The following is a 14,757-nucleotide window of genomic DNA, read 5'->3' on the forward strand; positions in this document are numbered from 1 at the left end:
TGTTCGGCTGTAAATGGCCTGTGTGCCTTTTTCACCTTTTCGCCTGTTTCCGATGAACGCCACAGCATGGAGAAAAAGAGATGACGGACCCCACTTGGTATCGCCGGAGTTATCGCCGCAATTTGGTCGACATGCACATTGAGGATTGGGACCCGGCCTTTCTGTCCCAGTTTGACCCCGACAAGTACTTTGCGCTGTTGCAGACTGCGCAGGTGCAATCGGCAATGATCTACCTGCAGTCGCATGTGGGGCTTTGCAACTGGGACACAGCCAGCGGCCACACGCACGCGACGTTCACGGACTGCACACGGAAGATGCAGCGGCTCTTTGATCTCTGCCATGGCGCGGGTATGGACGTGATTGCCTACTACAGCCTGATTTACAACAACGCCGCCTACGTTGAACACCCGGACTGGCGCCTGCGCGACATCAATGGCCACAGCACGCGTTTTGACCGCGGGCAGGGCCAGTATTTCGGCGGCAGCCGTTATGGCCTGTGCTGCCCGAACAACCCTGGATACCGCGACTTTGTGCTGGCGCAGTTGGATGAAATCTTCGACCGCTTTGTGTTCGAGGGCATTTTCCTGGATATGACGTTCTGGACGCGCGTGTGCTATTGCGACGCCTGCAAGGCGCGTTGGCGCAAAGAGCACGACGGCGAACTGCCGACGGTGTGCGATTGGTCCGATCCGGAATGGCGCGCATTGCAGTTCAAGCGCGAAGAGTGGATGGGCGATTTCTGCCGGATGGTGACGGCGAAGATCAAGTCGCGCAATCCGAATTGCGCGGTGGAGCATCAGTATTCGACGATGATGCACAATTGGCGGCAGGGCGTCAATCACAATATCGCCGAGAACTCCGACTATTGCGGTGGCGATTTTTATGGCGGCATTTCGCAGCATTCCATTGCCTGCAAGATGTACTACAACATGACACTCAACCAGCCATTCGAGTATATGACGTCGCGTTGCTACCCGGGGTTGAGCGAGCACACGACCACCAAGACCTACGACATGCTCGCGCAAAGCGTGATGGCGACCCTCATGCACCACGGCGCGGCGCTGCTCATTGATGCTATCGACCCGAAGGGCACGCTCGATCCCAGCATCTACGAGTGCTACGGAAAAATCTACGGCGAGGCGCGCAAGTACGAGAAGTACATGGAAGGCGAGATGGTGCAGGACGTCGGCGTGCTGTTCAACCTCGAGGCCAAATACAATCCGGGCGGGAAGATCGACGATCCCGCCATGCCGCATCCGGACGCCGCCGTCGGCGCCAGCCGCTACCTGCTGCGTGCGCATGTGCCCTACGGCGTCTATGGCAACTGGCGGCCGGAGAAAATGACAGCGGCAAAAGTGCTGGTGCTGGGCGATGCCTACGATCTGCCGGCCGACGTGGTCAAGACGGTCACGGACTACGTCGCTGGGGGCGGCCGGGTGTACATGAGCGGCCGCGTCAATCCCGAACTGGTGGAGACCCTGCTTGGCGTGCGTCCCGACGGCGTGCTCGGCGGCGGCATGACTTACATGGTGCCGACGGCGGCCGGCCAGCCGCTTTTCGCCGATCACAACCACGACTACCCGCTGGCCTACAAGGCGCCGATGGTGCGCTTGCCCAATGCTGGCAACGGCAAGGTGCTGGCGACGATCGCGTTGCCTTATCAGGCGCCGGCACTGGCGGGCGAGCCCAAGCCCGATGCCAGCGACGGCTTTGACTATGCCGCGCCGAACGCGCGCTTCGTGTCCATCCACGCCAATCCGCCTGGGGTTTATGTGGACAATCCGTCGCTGGTCTATGCCGAGTACGGCAAGGGCCGCGTGGTCTATTCGGCGGCGGCCTTCGAGGCCCACGACCGCCCCGCGAATGGCGCGGTGCTGGTCAAGATACTGAACATGCTCACGGATGATCTCGGTGGCTGGAGCTTCAGCGCCGACGCGCCCGCGCAGGTGGAGATCGTGCAGTTTACCGTGGCCGACAAGAAGCGGCATTACGTCAATCTCATCAATTCGGTGGATGCCTTCGAGCTGCCGACCCTGGGCGACATCAAGGTCCGCGTGCGCGTCGCCGGCAAGGTCAAGCAGGTGCTGGCTTTGCCGGAGGAAAAACCGGTGACTTTTGTCGAAAAGGACGGCTGCGTGGAAATCGCCGTCGACCGCCTCAAGATCTGCCGGTCCTTCGCGATCGACTGGGAGTAGACGAGCGGACGGATGCTGTTAGCTGCGGATTGTTTTTATCCGCAGATGTCGCAGATTAGCGCAGATTTTTTAGTGTGGCGCCCTCCGGGCGCTGTTCTTAGTTGTTGCCACACCCCGGGTTGCGGCGCCCTCCGGGCGCCTCACCCGGGGTTATGCATGGTGCGGCCCTCCGGGCCGAACTTGGCATGATCGGTCGGGTCTGCGGTCTTTTATCGCGGACGGATCGGACGGGTCTGCGGTCTTTTATCGCGGACGGATCCGACGGATCTTCGGTCTTTTATCGCGGACGGATCGGACGGATCCGACGGATCTTCGGTCTTTTATCGCGGACGGATCGGACGGATCTTCGGTCTTTTATCGCGGACGGATCGGACGGATCCGACGGATCGGACCGATCAGGTCGATTGATCAGTCCGATCCGTCTGATCGGTCCGATGATCAGTCGGATGATCAGTCGGATCTGCGTTTTGGGGCGTGTGTGATGGGAAAGGGGCGTTATATTAAACTCTTTTCACTTATGCGCGTCCTGCCAGGGTCTGGCAGGGGCGTTTAGAGACGAAGCTCCTACGAGAAGCGCAGCTATGGACGGATTTGGACGCTTTTACCGCCTGCACGGTCATGTACGGCATTATCCCTGGGGCTGTCGCGCCCGTGATGATCGGCAGCCTTTCATTGCCGATTTGCTGGGTGAGAGCGCCGCGCCGGGTCAGCCGTGGGCAGAATTGTGGTTGGGTGCCCATCCCTCGTTGAGTGCGGAGATCGTGACGGCGGCCGGTGAGGCGAAGCTGTCGGCTTTCATTGACGCACATCGTGAGGAAGTGCTGGGCGAAACGACCTTGGCAGCGGGATTTCAGACTCTGCCTTTTTTGCTGAAAGTGCTCAGTTGCGAGCGGCCGCTGTCCATTCAGAGTCATCCGGACAAACAGAATGCGGTGCGACTGCACGCGATGCGGCCGGAAAAGTATCCCGACGACAATCACAAGCCCGAGATCATGATAGCGTTGACGGAGTTTCGGGCGCTGGCCGGTTTTCGCGAGTTGGAAGCGGTGTTGCCGCAGTTGTCGCGCTTGGAGTCTTTGGCGCCGTGGTCGGCGGTATGGCAGGAGGCGTCGGAGTTGACGCTGCAGGTTCTCTGCGAGACCTTGCTGATGTTCCCTGGCAGTCTGATGCGGCCGATGCTGCGGGCGTTGCGGCGCGAACTCAGTCTGCTGAGTGACGCAACGTCGGAAGACCGCCTGTGCCTGGATTTGCTTGACGGCAGTCCTGCTGATCGCGGCGTGCTCTTTGCCTACATCCTCAACCGGGTCAAATTGCGTCCCGGCGAGGCGATGTACATTCCGTCTGACGAGCCCCACGCGTATCTGCGGGGCACAGGCGTTGAATGCATGGCCAATTCCGACAATGTGATTCGGGTAGGGCTCACGCCCAAGCCCATTGACGTTCCGGCGCTGGTCAGCACAGTCAAATTTGTGGCGCGGTCGGTGCAGCCGGATGGCGGTGAGGAGAAAACGCTGGGGCATCGGGTGTATCGGACGCCGGCGCGGGAATTCCAGGTCGAGATGCTCCGCGACGCGGCGTTGGACCTTTCGCAGCGGCCGGCCGTGCCGGGGGTCTTGCTGGTCCTGTCCGGCGCGGTGGAACTGAGTGCGCCAGGCGTGGCGGCCTGCGTTGCCGAGCGTGGCAGCAGCTGGTTGCGGCCGGCGGCGCTGACTGCGGGCAGCCTGCGACCGTTGACGGCCGGTACCTGTGTGGCCTGGGCGGAGGGCGTGGTGAATGCATCCGCAGATTAACGCAGATTTTGATAATGCATCCACAGATTACACAGATTAACGCAGATTATTTTTTGGATTGGTTGTTTGGTGCAGTCAGGATTTTTATCCGCAGATTGTGGAAAATAATGACAGATTTTTTTTAGTGCATCCACAGATGCCGCAGATTACCGCAGATTTTTTTAATGCATCCGCAGATTACACAGATTAACGCAGATTATTTTTGGATTGGTTGTTTGGTGCAGTCAGGATTTATATCCGCAGATTGTGGAAAATAATGACAGCTTTTGATAATGCATCCACAGATGCCGCAGATTAACGCAGATTTTTTAATGCATCCGCAGATTAACGCAGATTTTTTTAATGCATCCACGGATTACACAGATTAACGCAGATTTTTTTGAACGTTGAATGATTTTGTTTTGAGAACTGGTTTGCGCTTGGGGGGATGGCAGGTGAATGCATCCGCAGATTAACGCAGGTTTTTTTTGAACGGTTTTTTCGAGTACCATTTGGTATGCAAGTGGATTTAACCGAGGACAAACAAGGCACAGCACAGTTATGACGCAAGACAGCAACAACGACTTTGGCAAGCTCTTCGAAGCCGGTCTGAACAAATTGACCACGACTATTCGCACGGGGCAGCGCGTTCGCGGTGTCGTCAGCATGATTGGCAAAAGCACTGTTTTTGTTGATCTCGGGACGCGTACGGACGGCTTTCTCGACCGCAAGGACATGCTGGACAAGAACGGCGAGCTGACGGTCAAGGTCGGTGACAGCATTGACGCGTTCTGCATGGGCTGGACGGACGAGGGTGTCAAGCTGGCGCTGCGCATGAGTGGCGATGCGGTTGATTCGTCCATTGAAGACGCCTACAACGCCGGCATGCCGGTGGAAGGCAAAGTCACGGCTGAGCGCAAAGGCGGTTTTACCGTCCAGGTCGCCAATAGCGAGGCGTTCTGCCCCTTCTCGCAAATGGACGCCCGCGGCGTCAAGAAAGAGCCGGCGGAGTATATCGGCGCGCGTTTTTCCTTCGCCATCACGGAATATGGCGAAGAGGGCCGGAATATCGTCTTGTCTCGACGGCGCTTGTTGGAGAAGGACGCGGCGAAGAAGCGCGATGAGCTCAAGGAGCACTTGGCGATTGGCGACGTCGTGGACGGCGTGGTGACCAAGATCATGCCCTTTGGGGCTTTTGTTGACATCGGCGGCGTCGAGGGCATGGTCCATGTCAGCGAAATGGGCTGGAATCGCGGTTTGAAGCCGGAAGAAGTCGTTTCCGAAGGCCAGGCTGTGCAGGTGAAAGTATTGGATATCGACTGGGGCGACCCCGCCAGCGACAAGCGCGAGCGGCTGGCGTTCAGCATCAAGCAGATTGAGCAGCACCCATGGGAGCGCCTGGCAGAGAATGAAGCCTACGCCGTGGGCAGCAAACGCCAGGGCAAAGTCACCCGCCTGGCGGATTTTGGCGCATTTATTGAGCTCGAACCGGGCATTGAGGGCCTGGCGCACATCTCCCAGCTGGGGGCCGAGGGGCACGTCAACCATCCGTCGGAAGTGGTCAAAGAGGGCGACATGGTTGAGGTGACCCTGCTGGACGTGGATATTGAGCGCCGGCGCATTGGCTTGTGCATTGGCGAGCCGAATGTCAAGGGCGAGAAAGCCGCCGAGTTGACGCATGAGGAAGCTGCGGCGGTTGAGATGGTCAACGCCGGCGAACGGCTCGATGGCGAAGTCGAGAGCGTGAAGCCCTTCGGGATTTTCATCAAGTTGCCGAACGGCCAGACCGGCCTGTTGCACATCAGCCAGACGGGTTTGGCTGGTGGCGGCAACATGCAGGTCCGTGCCTTGTACAAGGCCTATCCGCTGCATAGCAAGGTGCAGGTGATCATCCGCGAAGTCACGGGCAACCGTATTTCGCTGACTCTGCCGGAAACCATGGAGCAGGAACAGGCGCGGGCGACGGTGACGGACCTCAAGGACGGCCAGGGGGCGACTTTCGGCAGCCTCGGCGACGTCTTCGGGGGCCTAAAACTCTGAGGCCAGCGCGCTGTCACTCGCCAGGGCCGGGCAAGATGCCCGTTTCGTCCTGTCGAATTGGAACAACGATGGACAGGACTGGTCAAAGCGGCTAATCGCCGACGCGTGATAAATATTTGTCAACAACGGGCCGCATGGTGGCGTGGCATAGAGCCACCATCAGGTGGCTTGTTGGTTTTTGTAAAAATCAGGTCAACCTGATTGCAGAGAGAAATGCGAGGCAGGATATGAGTGCAGAAGACATCAATCAACAACCCGTGGATGCTGATAACAATGCAGCCGCTGCGGCCGCAAACGACCAGGCCGCAGCCAACACCGGTGGCACTGAGGCAGAAAAGGACAATACCGTGTTCGACTCGATTTTCACCAAAAAGAAAAATGCCGCCGATGGCGCCACGACCGCCGATGGCACGGCGGTGGCTGACGCCAATGCCCAGGCCGCCAATGTCGTCGCCGAGGGCGATGCGGCGGAGAAGGCGCCGGCGCAGCCTGATTTCCAGGCGCAAATCGCCGAAATGACGGACAAGCTGTTGCGCAGCCGGGCCGAATTTGACAACTACCGCAAGCGTATTGCCCGCGAGTTTGGCGAAGTGCGTGATCAGGCCAAGCAGCGGACGATTGGCGAGTTCCTCAATGTCTATGACATTTTCATTCTGGCAGTCAGTCACATGGAAACGGCCAGCGACATCGAGTCCATCAAGCAGGGCATGCAGCTGATCCTGGCCGAGTTTGAGCGGACCTTCGAGTCTCTTGGGGTGAAGGAAGTTGCCGCCGTGGGCAAGCCCTTTGACGCGCGTTTTCACGAGGCCGTGGCACAGGAGTCCAGTGACAGCGTGCCGGAGGGCTCGGTGATCCGCCAGTGGAAATCGGGCTTTACGGTAGGCGAGAACCTCCTGCGGCCGGCGACGGTCGTGGTCAGCTCGGGCAAGGCCGCCGAAAGCGCGGCTGAGGCCACCGCGACTGGTGAAGATAGCAACGACGGCAAGTGACGGCGCCGTGCTCGTGGCAGGGATGACATTCGCAGCGAAGAGATAGGTGCTGGACAATGGCAGAAGACTTTTATACGATCTTGGACGTCCCGCGGGACGCCAGTCAGGACGATATCAAAAAAGCATATCGCAAACTGGCCATGAAATACCATCCTGACCGCAATCAGGGCAACAAGGAGGCCGAGGATAAATTCAAGCAGATATCGTCGGCTTACGAAGTACTCAGCGACGAGCAGAAACGCCGGCGTTACGACCAGCTGGGGCACAGCATGTACACGCAGGCCGGCCGCGGTGGCGGTGGTGGCGCGGGTGGCATGAGCCCCGAGGATATTTTTGCGCAGGCCTTTGGCGGCGGCGGCGGCGATTTTTTCAGCAGTTTTTTTGGCGGTGGCGGCGGCCGGTCGCAGCATAACGGTCCGAGCAAGGGCGACGACCTGATTTATGAGCTGCAGATTGATTTTGAAGAGGCGATGTTCGGGGCGGACAAGGAGATCAGTTTTCCGCGTTCGGACACCTGTTCGCGCTGTAACGGCAGTGGCTGTGAGAAAGGCAGTTCGCGGAAGACCTGTCCGCAGTGCAATGGCCGTGGCCAGGTGACGATGTCGCAGGGTTTTTTCAGCATTCGCCAGACTTGTTCCCAGTGCCAGGGCACTGGCAGCATCATTGAGAAGCCCTGTTCGGAATGTCATGGTCAGGGCGTGGTGCAGAAAACGCGGCGGTTGCCGGTGCATATTCCCGCCGGTGTGGATACCGGTTCGCGCCTGCGCATGAGTGGCGAGGGCGAGGCTGGCGAGCAGGGCGGGCCGGCCGGTGATCTCTACGTGCGGATCTTTGTCCGCAAGCACGAAGTCTTTAACCGTGATGGCGAAGACCTGCATTGTGATGTACCCATACAATTTCATGTTGCCGCGCTGGGCGGCAAGGTCGAAGTGCCGACTATCAATGGCAAGACTGAGCTGACCATCCCGGCCGGCATTCAGTCTGGCACTGAATTGCGCATGCGCGGCAAGGGCGTGCCGTCACTCATCCGTGGGCGTGGTCGCGGCGATCAGTACGTGCGCGTCATTGTCGAAGTGCCGACCAATCTCAATGCCGCCGAACGGCAGAAATTGCAGGAATTCGCGGAGCTCTGCGACAAGGATCAACACGTGCACCCGCGCTGGAATGCCTTTATGAAAAAGGCCCGGCGTTTTTTCGAATGATGCTGGCATTGCTGACGCCGGCAAGAAATGAACAGGACGCTTGATGGCTGACATGACACAGAAGCGGCATGGAACGCGGGGCGTCTTGGCTGGCCTGGCGCTACTGCTGATGCTGGTTGGCGTTGTGGCCCTCCGCGCGCAGGAGCTGCCTGCGGCGCCAGGCGCGCCGGCTGTGGCGGTGCCGGTTGTGGCGGTGCCTTCGGCGTCTCAGAACGAGAGCGAGGCCGAGACCATTGCGCGTTGTCTGCAGGATTTGCGTAGCAGTGACGTGGAGGCCCGGCGACGGGCGGCGATGATCATCGGCAAGTACCGGGTGCCGGCGGCGCAGGAAGCCGTGATTGCTTGCCTGCGCGATTCCGACGCGGTAGTCCGGCGCAGTGCGCTGGTGTCGCTCACTGAAGAAGACCGGATGATATCGCCGGTGGCGCGGCATGAGGTCTTTCGCCTGCTTAGCGATCCCGATGTGCATATTCGCCGCATAGCCTCGTCCATGTTGGGTGAGATCAGCGTGGGCTTGGGGCGGGTGGTAGTGATGCCCGGGCGGCCGGGCCCGCTACGTCCTGGCGTGCCGGTGCCGCCGGGGGGGGCTGGCAATGCCGCTGTGGATGCCGAAAATCGCGAGGCGTTGTTGGCAGCCCAGGCGTTGAACGAGGCGCTTGGTGACGACGACGCGTCGGTGCGGCGCAATGTGCTATCGGCGGCGCGATTTTACCCCGGCGTGCTCGACCGCGCGCGATTGGAGCGATTTTTCAGCGACCCATCGGTTGAGATTCGGGTGTTGGCCCTGCAGGCCTACGCGTCGTTGGCCGGGCCGGAGGACGAGCGCGTTGACGCACTGTTGCCCCTGCTGGATGACGCCGATCCACGGGTGCGCGAGGAATTGGCGCGGACGGGCGCGCGCCTCGGCGCTGCCGGCACGGCCATTCTGAGGACGCTGTCGCGCGACGCAGTGCTGGGGGTGCGCATTGAGGCCGTGCGGCTGTATGCCGCCCAGCAGGATCCCGAGGCGCTGCCGTTGTTGACTGATCTGATCCGCGACGAGACCGTGCCAGTGGACGAGCGCGCGCAGCTGCTGCAGGTGCTGAATGTCTATCCGGATGCGGCCGGGCCGGTGTATGACGAACTGGCCGATAATGGCCCGGCGGCCTTGCGTGCCACGGCCATTCGCATGCTGGGTACTGGGCGGATTGCCGGCGCCAAAGAGCGCGGCGTCGCATTTTTTATTGACTGCCTGGATGACGACTCTGATGCCGTGGTGCAGGCCGCCGGCGCGGTGTTGCAGCAACGTCAGGGCGAATTGAGCACGGCGGCCTTGCGGCAGCTGCTGCAGAAACGCAATCCCGAGGCGCGCAAGCTCGCCTTGCGCTGCACAGCGCAGCTGACACCGGAAGAGGCCGGCGAGCTGCTTCTTGACGCCTGCCTGGACGAAAGTGTGCCGGTGCGGCAGCAGGCCCTGCAGTTGCTCGTCGCCCGGCAGATACCCGACTGGCGGGACATCCTCATGGTCAGTTTGGAGGACAGCAATGCGGCCATTCAGCAGACGGCCGCCGAGGGCCTGATGCGGGCCGTCCGCGAACCGGCGGTGCGCGCGGCACTCACGAGTTACCTGGAGCGTTGCACGGAGCCCTACCTCAAACAGCGTCTTGAGCAGCTGCTGGCGGCGCGTTTGCCGCCGTTGCCGGGGGCAATCGGGGGCGAGCGGGTCCAACCGCCCGTGCGGATACAGCCCTTGCCGGTCCGGCCGCCGGTGCGCCGACGGGTGGTGCCGCGCCGCTGAGCGCATGACAGCGGGCTGGATGTGGAGTCCCATTGCCCTTTTGCTGCCAGTCAGCTGCGCCGACTGGCGGCAAAAGGGCCGAGGGACAGGGACATAATTGGCGTTTTTCCCAGGGCGGCGCACGCCTTCGGCGTTGCTTGCCCTGGGCTATCTTATTTCGCGCCTTCAGCGCTTCTGCCGCTTCGCGGCGTAATCAATCGCTATGGACGCTATGGACGCGGTTCTGTGCAGCCGAAACGAGCATAGTCGGGAAACTGCACGCTCAGTAGCCCGGGAGTCGTCTCATCTGTATCGGCCGTCAGGGGCATACCTTTTCCTGCTGCCCGTGTTACTGGTGAAAGACCTGTAGTTCGCAGGCGGCTTCGGCGGGGATGAACAGTGCCGTGCCATCGCTTTGCCGGAAGCGGCTGCGGCCGTAGTCGCGCAGACTGTCGATGCCGATGGCGAGGGAGTCAGGGGCGGCGGTGATAGCGAGGGTGAAATGCGCCATGCCGTCGGCGCCGACGGCCAGCGCTGGCAGTTCGACTTCCAGCCAGGTAAGGAAGCGGTCTTTGCGTAGTGCGTTTGGGCCGACCAGGTGCTGTTTTCCGGCATGGCTGAGTGTGGCCGACCACGGTGCGTTTGGCGTGCTGACGACGGGCAAGCGCCAGACGATACGCGCCGTGGGTGGTAGCGTGTGCAGTGAAGCTGGCACGACCAGGCTCTTCTCCAGGCGCAGGCCGCCCTCGGGTATGCCCAGGCTAGTGAGGCCGCCGACGCTGAGGGGGCCGTGGTCGTAGAGCAGCGTCGTGTCCGGAAATTCCACCAGTAGACCGTTGGGGCGGAAGCGCCGCATGAAAGCCGGCTCGATGGTCGTTTGCCAGAAGCCGAAGGCGCCGCAGGACAGGAAGAGGGCAACGACGGCTTTGAGGGCGAAGGACAGTACTTGCTGCCGGTGGCTGTCGCCGCTGAGGCGCTGGAGTCGTCGTCGCCAATCCATGACGGCGCCGACGGCGCCGCCGGCGATCACGCAGAACAGCGGCAGGCCGCCGATGCGGAAGCGCGCCAGGATGTAGAACAGCACGGTGCTGAGGCAGTACACGGCGACGAGATAGAAGAGAAAATACCGCGTGGCTGAGCGGCGCTGCCAGAGCAGCATCAGTCCCAGCAGGGTCAGTGCCGAGATGACGGCGAAGGGCAGCAGCAGGGGCAGGCGCAGCAGGAGACTCTGTCGGCCCTCGTGATCGATGGAGACGTTGTTGGCGATTTCCCGGCGGTCCCAAAAGAGGAGCAGCGCGCGCCATTTGAGCTCGCAGACCATGTGGGGTTCGGCTATGCCCCAGTGGATGATGCGCGAAGGCACGCTGACGCGCTGGGTTGGAGCGGGATTTTCGGCGTCGCCGACCCAGCGGTGATAGGTCAGGGGGTACTCCAGCCCACCGGGGGGCGCTTCAGGCGTATTGCCCAGCGCCAGGACTTTGCCGCCGGCGGTGGAGGCGCCACACCAGCGGCCCGCGTAGTGGTAGTTGCGCAAAGCGTAGGGCAATTGCGGTAGATAGAACAGGGCGAGGCCCAATAGGCATAGGACGGCGGCGCGCCGTGGTGACTGGCGATTGCGCCAAATCAGCAGCAGGGCAATGCCGGGCAGCATGAGCAGGGCGTTGCCGCGCGTCAGCGTGGCCAGGGCGCAGACCAGTGCCAGCGCCAGCCAGTCGCGCGTGCGATTGTGTCGCCAGGCGCGCAGAGCCAGCCACAACAGCAGTATCATCAAGAAGCTGAGGAGGACTTCCAGCAGCAGAATCGGGGTGTAGAAAATATGGAAGCGGCTTAGCGCCAGGAGCGCAGCGGCGGCGATGCCGGCGCGACGGCCGAAGAGCTGGGCCGCGCAGAGGCCACAGAGGAAGACGGCGGCGGCGCCCAGCAGTGCCTGGATGATGGCGACGGCCAACGCTGAGCCGGGGGCGACGAGGTAAATCAGCGGCAGAAAGACGCTGTAGTAGAGGGGCTGGTAGTCAAAATGGTCTGGCCACAGGCCCTGGCGGATGTCCATGGCCAGGCGGCGATAGGTCGCCATGTCGGTGCTTGCCAGCGGCGATTGCAGCGTGGGGTGGGAGATGAGCTCAAAGGAAACGACTAGCCGCAGCAGCAGGGCCATGCCGGTGATGAGCAGCAGGATGAGCAGAAAACGCCGCCGCAAAAGGGACGGCGCTGGTGGTGACGCAGGCGCTGCTGCTGTCGCTGATGGCAATGGTGTTTGGGGCATGATGGCGGTGTGTGGCGGCGCTGACGGCGGCGCAACGCGTTATTTGCGGCCGGTGCTGCCAAAGCCGCCGTCGCCACGGGCAGTGTCGTTCAGCTGCGCTGTTTCCTGCAGTTCGACGGCGGGGAGAGCTTGGATGACCATTTGGGCGATGCGTTCGCCGCGGGCGATGGTTTGGGGCTCCGGGCCGCAATTGATGAGAATGACGCCTACTTCGCCGCGGTAGCCGGCGTCGATGGTGCCGGGGCTGTTGAGGACGGTCAGGCGGTGTTTGAGTGCCAGGCCACTGCGGGGACGGATCTGCGCTTCGTAGCCGACGGGTAACTCCAGGAAGAGCCCGGTGTGCATGAGGACGACTCCGCCAGGCGGGATGGTCGCGTCAATGCGGGTGCGCAGATCGTACGCCGCGTCATCGGGATGGGCTTTGGCGGGGACGAGGTCGCGCGCGTCATCGGCCATGTGAAAACGGATGATTTGTGACATGGTCGTCCTTCCTCTCAGCTTGCTGCGGATATTGTTTGTATTTTTGGGAGTGGCGTGAAGATGCAGGGTGTTTTCGACACCGATAACGGAAAGAAATCTATATGCTGCGCGGACTAAATCAACGTGAAGGGCGGGATGAGCGGCTCGTAGTGCCGCCATTCGTCGTCGTTCCAGAAGACCTTAGCCAGGAATAGCCCCTGTGGCGGCGCGCTGTCGGCGGCCTGGCTGCGGTCGCGAGCGGCCAGGACTCTCGTGGCGTCGGCGGCGGGGGCGTGGCCGGCGCCGATGTGGACGAGATAGCCGGCGAGGCCGCGGACCATCTTGTACATGAAGCTCTCACCGACGGCATTGATGAAGATGAGCCCGTGCTGTTCGCTGACGTCCAGGCGATAGAGTTTGCGGACGCTCGACTCCAGCTCGTAGCCGGGGTTGGCGGCGAAGGACGAGAAGTCGTGTTCGCCAGTAAGGAGCGCGGCGGCCTCGCGCATGGCCGGCACGGCCAAGGGTCGGGGTGTGCGCCAGACGAAGCGCGCAAAGAGCGGGTTGACGCGGCGGCCGGGGGCGATGCAGTAGGTGTAGGCCTTGCCGGCGTTGTCATAGCGGGGGTTGAAAGCGCCGGGGCAGATACGGGCGCGGAGGACCATGATGTCGTCAGGCAGCCAGCGGTTAAGGACGTAGACGAGCTTGTCGGGCGTCATGTCCGGCGGGGTGGGCGCGGTGAAGGACACCTGCTGGTCAAGGGCGTGGACGCCAGCGTCAGTGCGGCTGCCGCCGTACACTTTGAGCTCGGGGCTGCGAAAGAGCAGGCGGACGCGCGTACGTAACTCGCCCTGGACGGTCTTCTGTTTCGTCTGGACCTGCCAGCCGGCGTAAGCGCTGCCATCGTAGGCGATGGTCAGATGCCAGGTTTGCTCTGGAGGCGTCGGCGCCGTGGCGTCTGGGGCGGGTTCGGCGTCGTCGTTGTGGTGATCAGTGCAGGTGTTTGCCATGTAGAATGTGGTCGGCGGTTGGTTCAGCAGCAGCCGATTTTCTGGTAGAGATCGCGGAAGATGGCGTCGCGGTTGAGGTGCAGGGCGACGCGCATGAGGTGGCGGGTGTAGTCTTGGGTGTAGGTAAACTGACTGCTGAGCGTGGGGCTGTGTACCAGCGCGCTGTCCAGCCATTGTGGATTGATCAGCCATGCCACGGCGGAGATATCCCAGATCACCTTTGACCAGGCAAAGGGGTCTTTGGTGTAGCCGCGAACGATGTCGCAGAGGTATTGGCCGAGGTCATTTTTGCCGCCGAGGAAGGCGTCAAGCTCGGGGATCGTCACGCGCAGGTGCTCGGCGACATTGGTGCAGGGAATCTGCACCAGTGGCACGCCGGAATCAAAGAGAATGCGTGAGGCAAACAGGTCCTGCTGCAGGTTGAATTCGCGGGCCGTACGCCAGTCGTGCGGTTGGCCGCCCAGCCAGACGACGACGATGTGCCGTACGAGCTCGGGTTCCAGTAGCAGCGCGGAGGCGACATTGGTCGGCGCGCCGATGGTCATCACGTACAAGGGCTCGTTTTCGCAGGCCATGGCCTTTTTGATCAGATCGCGCGCGGCCGGGCTGTCGACCGGCTCGTTTGAGTCAATCAGCCAGCTGCGGGAGCCTTCGAAGACGAAGTTGTCGCGGGGGGCAATGCCCATCTTGGCTATGACCTGCTGGATTTCCGCGTAGCTTTTGACCATGCCGTCTTCCGGGCCTGCCGAGCGGTTGTTGTGGAAGGGCGCAGCATAGACCGCCTGGAGATTCAGTGACTGCGGCGACAGTAGCGCGTAGGCCAGCGCAAACTGGTCATCGACTTCGTTGTAGGTGTCGGTGTCCAGCACGCACTGGACGGGGCCACGGGGCGGCGCCAAGCGGGCGACGCGCAACGCTTCGGGTAACACCGGGAATTGTGAATGGGCCATGCTCTCTGCTCCTCGATTTCTGACGATGCGGCTGGCGCGGAAGCCGCGCAGTACAAAACCAATAATGTAGCATGGCCAGGCGACCAGGAAAGCCCCAGACGGCCGAAAAAGACGGGGTGGGGCA

The 14,757-nt window shown here is 61.6% G+C and carries 10 protein-coding genes; 6 read left to right on the forward strand and 4 right to left on the reverse strand.

The window, feature by feature from the left end; genetic code table 11:
* Positions 1-80 precede the first annotated feature (80 nt).
* From J3R75_RS11020 to J3R75_RS11045, 6 genes are all read left to right on the forward strand, one after another.
* Positions 81-2,195 (forward strand): alpha-L-fucosidase, encoded by a 2,115-nt coding sequence (locus tag J3R75_RS11020; protein WP_307261576.1) that lies wholly within the window; start codon positions 81-83, stop codon positions 2,193-2,195.
* 581 nt (positions 2,196-2,776) lie between these two features.
* Complete coding sequence (manA, locus tag J3R75_RS11025; protein WP_307261577.1) at positions 2,777-3,985, forward strand: mannose-6-phosphate isomerase, class I; 1,209 nt, start codon at positions 2,777-2,779, stop codon at positions 3,983-3,985.
* 540 nt (positions 3,986-4,525) lie between these two features.
* Positions 4,526-6,004 carry a S1 RNA-binding domain-containing protein gene (locus J3R75_RS11030; RefSeq protein WP_307261578.1) on the forward strand — a complete coding sequence of 493 codons (1,479 nt, stop codon included), beginning with the start codon at positions 4,526-4,528 and terminating at the stop codon, positions 6,002-6,004.
* Between the two features lie 227 nt (positions 6,005-6,231).
* Complete coding sequence (locus J3R75_RS11035; protein WP_307261579.1) at positions 6,232-6,993, forward strand: nucleotide exchange factor GrpE; 762 nt, start codon at positions 6,232-6,234, stop codon at positions 6,991-6,993.
* A 56-nt stretch (positions 6,994-7,049) separates the two neighbouring features.
* Positions 7,050-8,195, forward strand: coding sequence for a molecular chaperone DnaJ (gene dnaJ, locus J3R75_RS11040; protein WP_307261580.1), 1,146 nt, complete (start codon positions 7,050-7,052; stop codon positions 8,193-8,195).
* 43 nt (positions 8,196-8,238) lie between these two features.
* Complete coding sequence (locus J3R75_RS11045) at positions 8,239-9,972, forward strand: HEAT repeat domain-containing protein (RefSeq protein WP_307261581.1); 1,734 nt, start codon at positions 8,239-8,241, stop codon at positions 9,970-9,972.
* Positions 9,973-10,300: 328 nt separating this feature from the next.
* On the opposite strand, the gene J3R75_RS11050 is transcribed toward J3R75_RS11045, so the two are convergent.
* The 4 genes from J3R75_RS11050 to J3R75_RS11065 form a co-directional block, all read right to left on the reverse strand.
* On the reverse strand, positions 10,301-12,214 hold the full coding sequence (locus tag J3R75_RS11050) for a glycosyltransferase family 39 protein (protein WP_307261582.1): 1,914 nt from the start codon (positions 12,212-12,214) through the stop codon (positions 10,301-10,303).
* Positions 12,215-12,253: 39 nt separating this feature from the next.
* Positions 12,254-12,694: a dUTP diphosphatase gene (dut, locus tag J3R75_RS11055; RefSeq protein ID WP_307261583.1), complete on the reverse strand. Its 441-nt coding sequence runs from the start codon at positions 12,692-12,694 to the stop codon at positions 12,254-12,256.
* Positions 12,695-12,807: 113 nt separating this feature from the next.
* On the reverse strand, positions 12,808-13,683 hold the full coding sequence (gene truA / locus J3R75_RS11060; RefSeq protein ID WP_307261584.1) for a tRNA pseudouridine(38-40) synthase TruA: 876 nt from the start codon (positions 13,681-13,683) through the stop codon (positions 12,808-12,810).
* A 23-nt stretch (positions 13,684-13,706) separates the two neighbouring features.
* Complete coding sequence (locus J3R75_RS11065) at positions 13,707-14,633, reverse strand: nucleoside hydrolase (RefSeq protein WP_307261585.1); 927 nt, start codon at positions 14,631-14,633, stop codon at positions 13,707-13,709.
* Positions 14,634-14,757 lie beyond the last annotated feature (124 nt).

This window comes from Oligosphaera ethanolica (genome assembly GCF_030814695.1).
GTDB classification, from domain to species: domain Bacteria; phylum Verrucomicrobiota; class Lentisphaeria; order Oligosphaerales; family Oligosphaeraceae; genus Oligosphaera; species Oligosphaera ethanolica.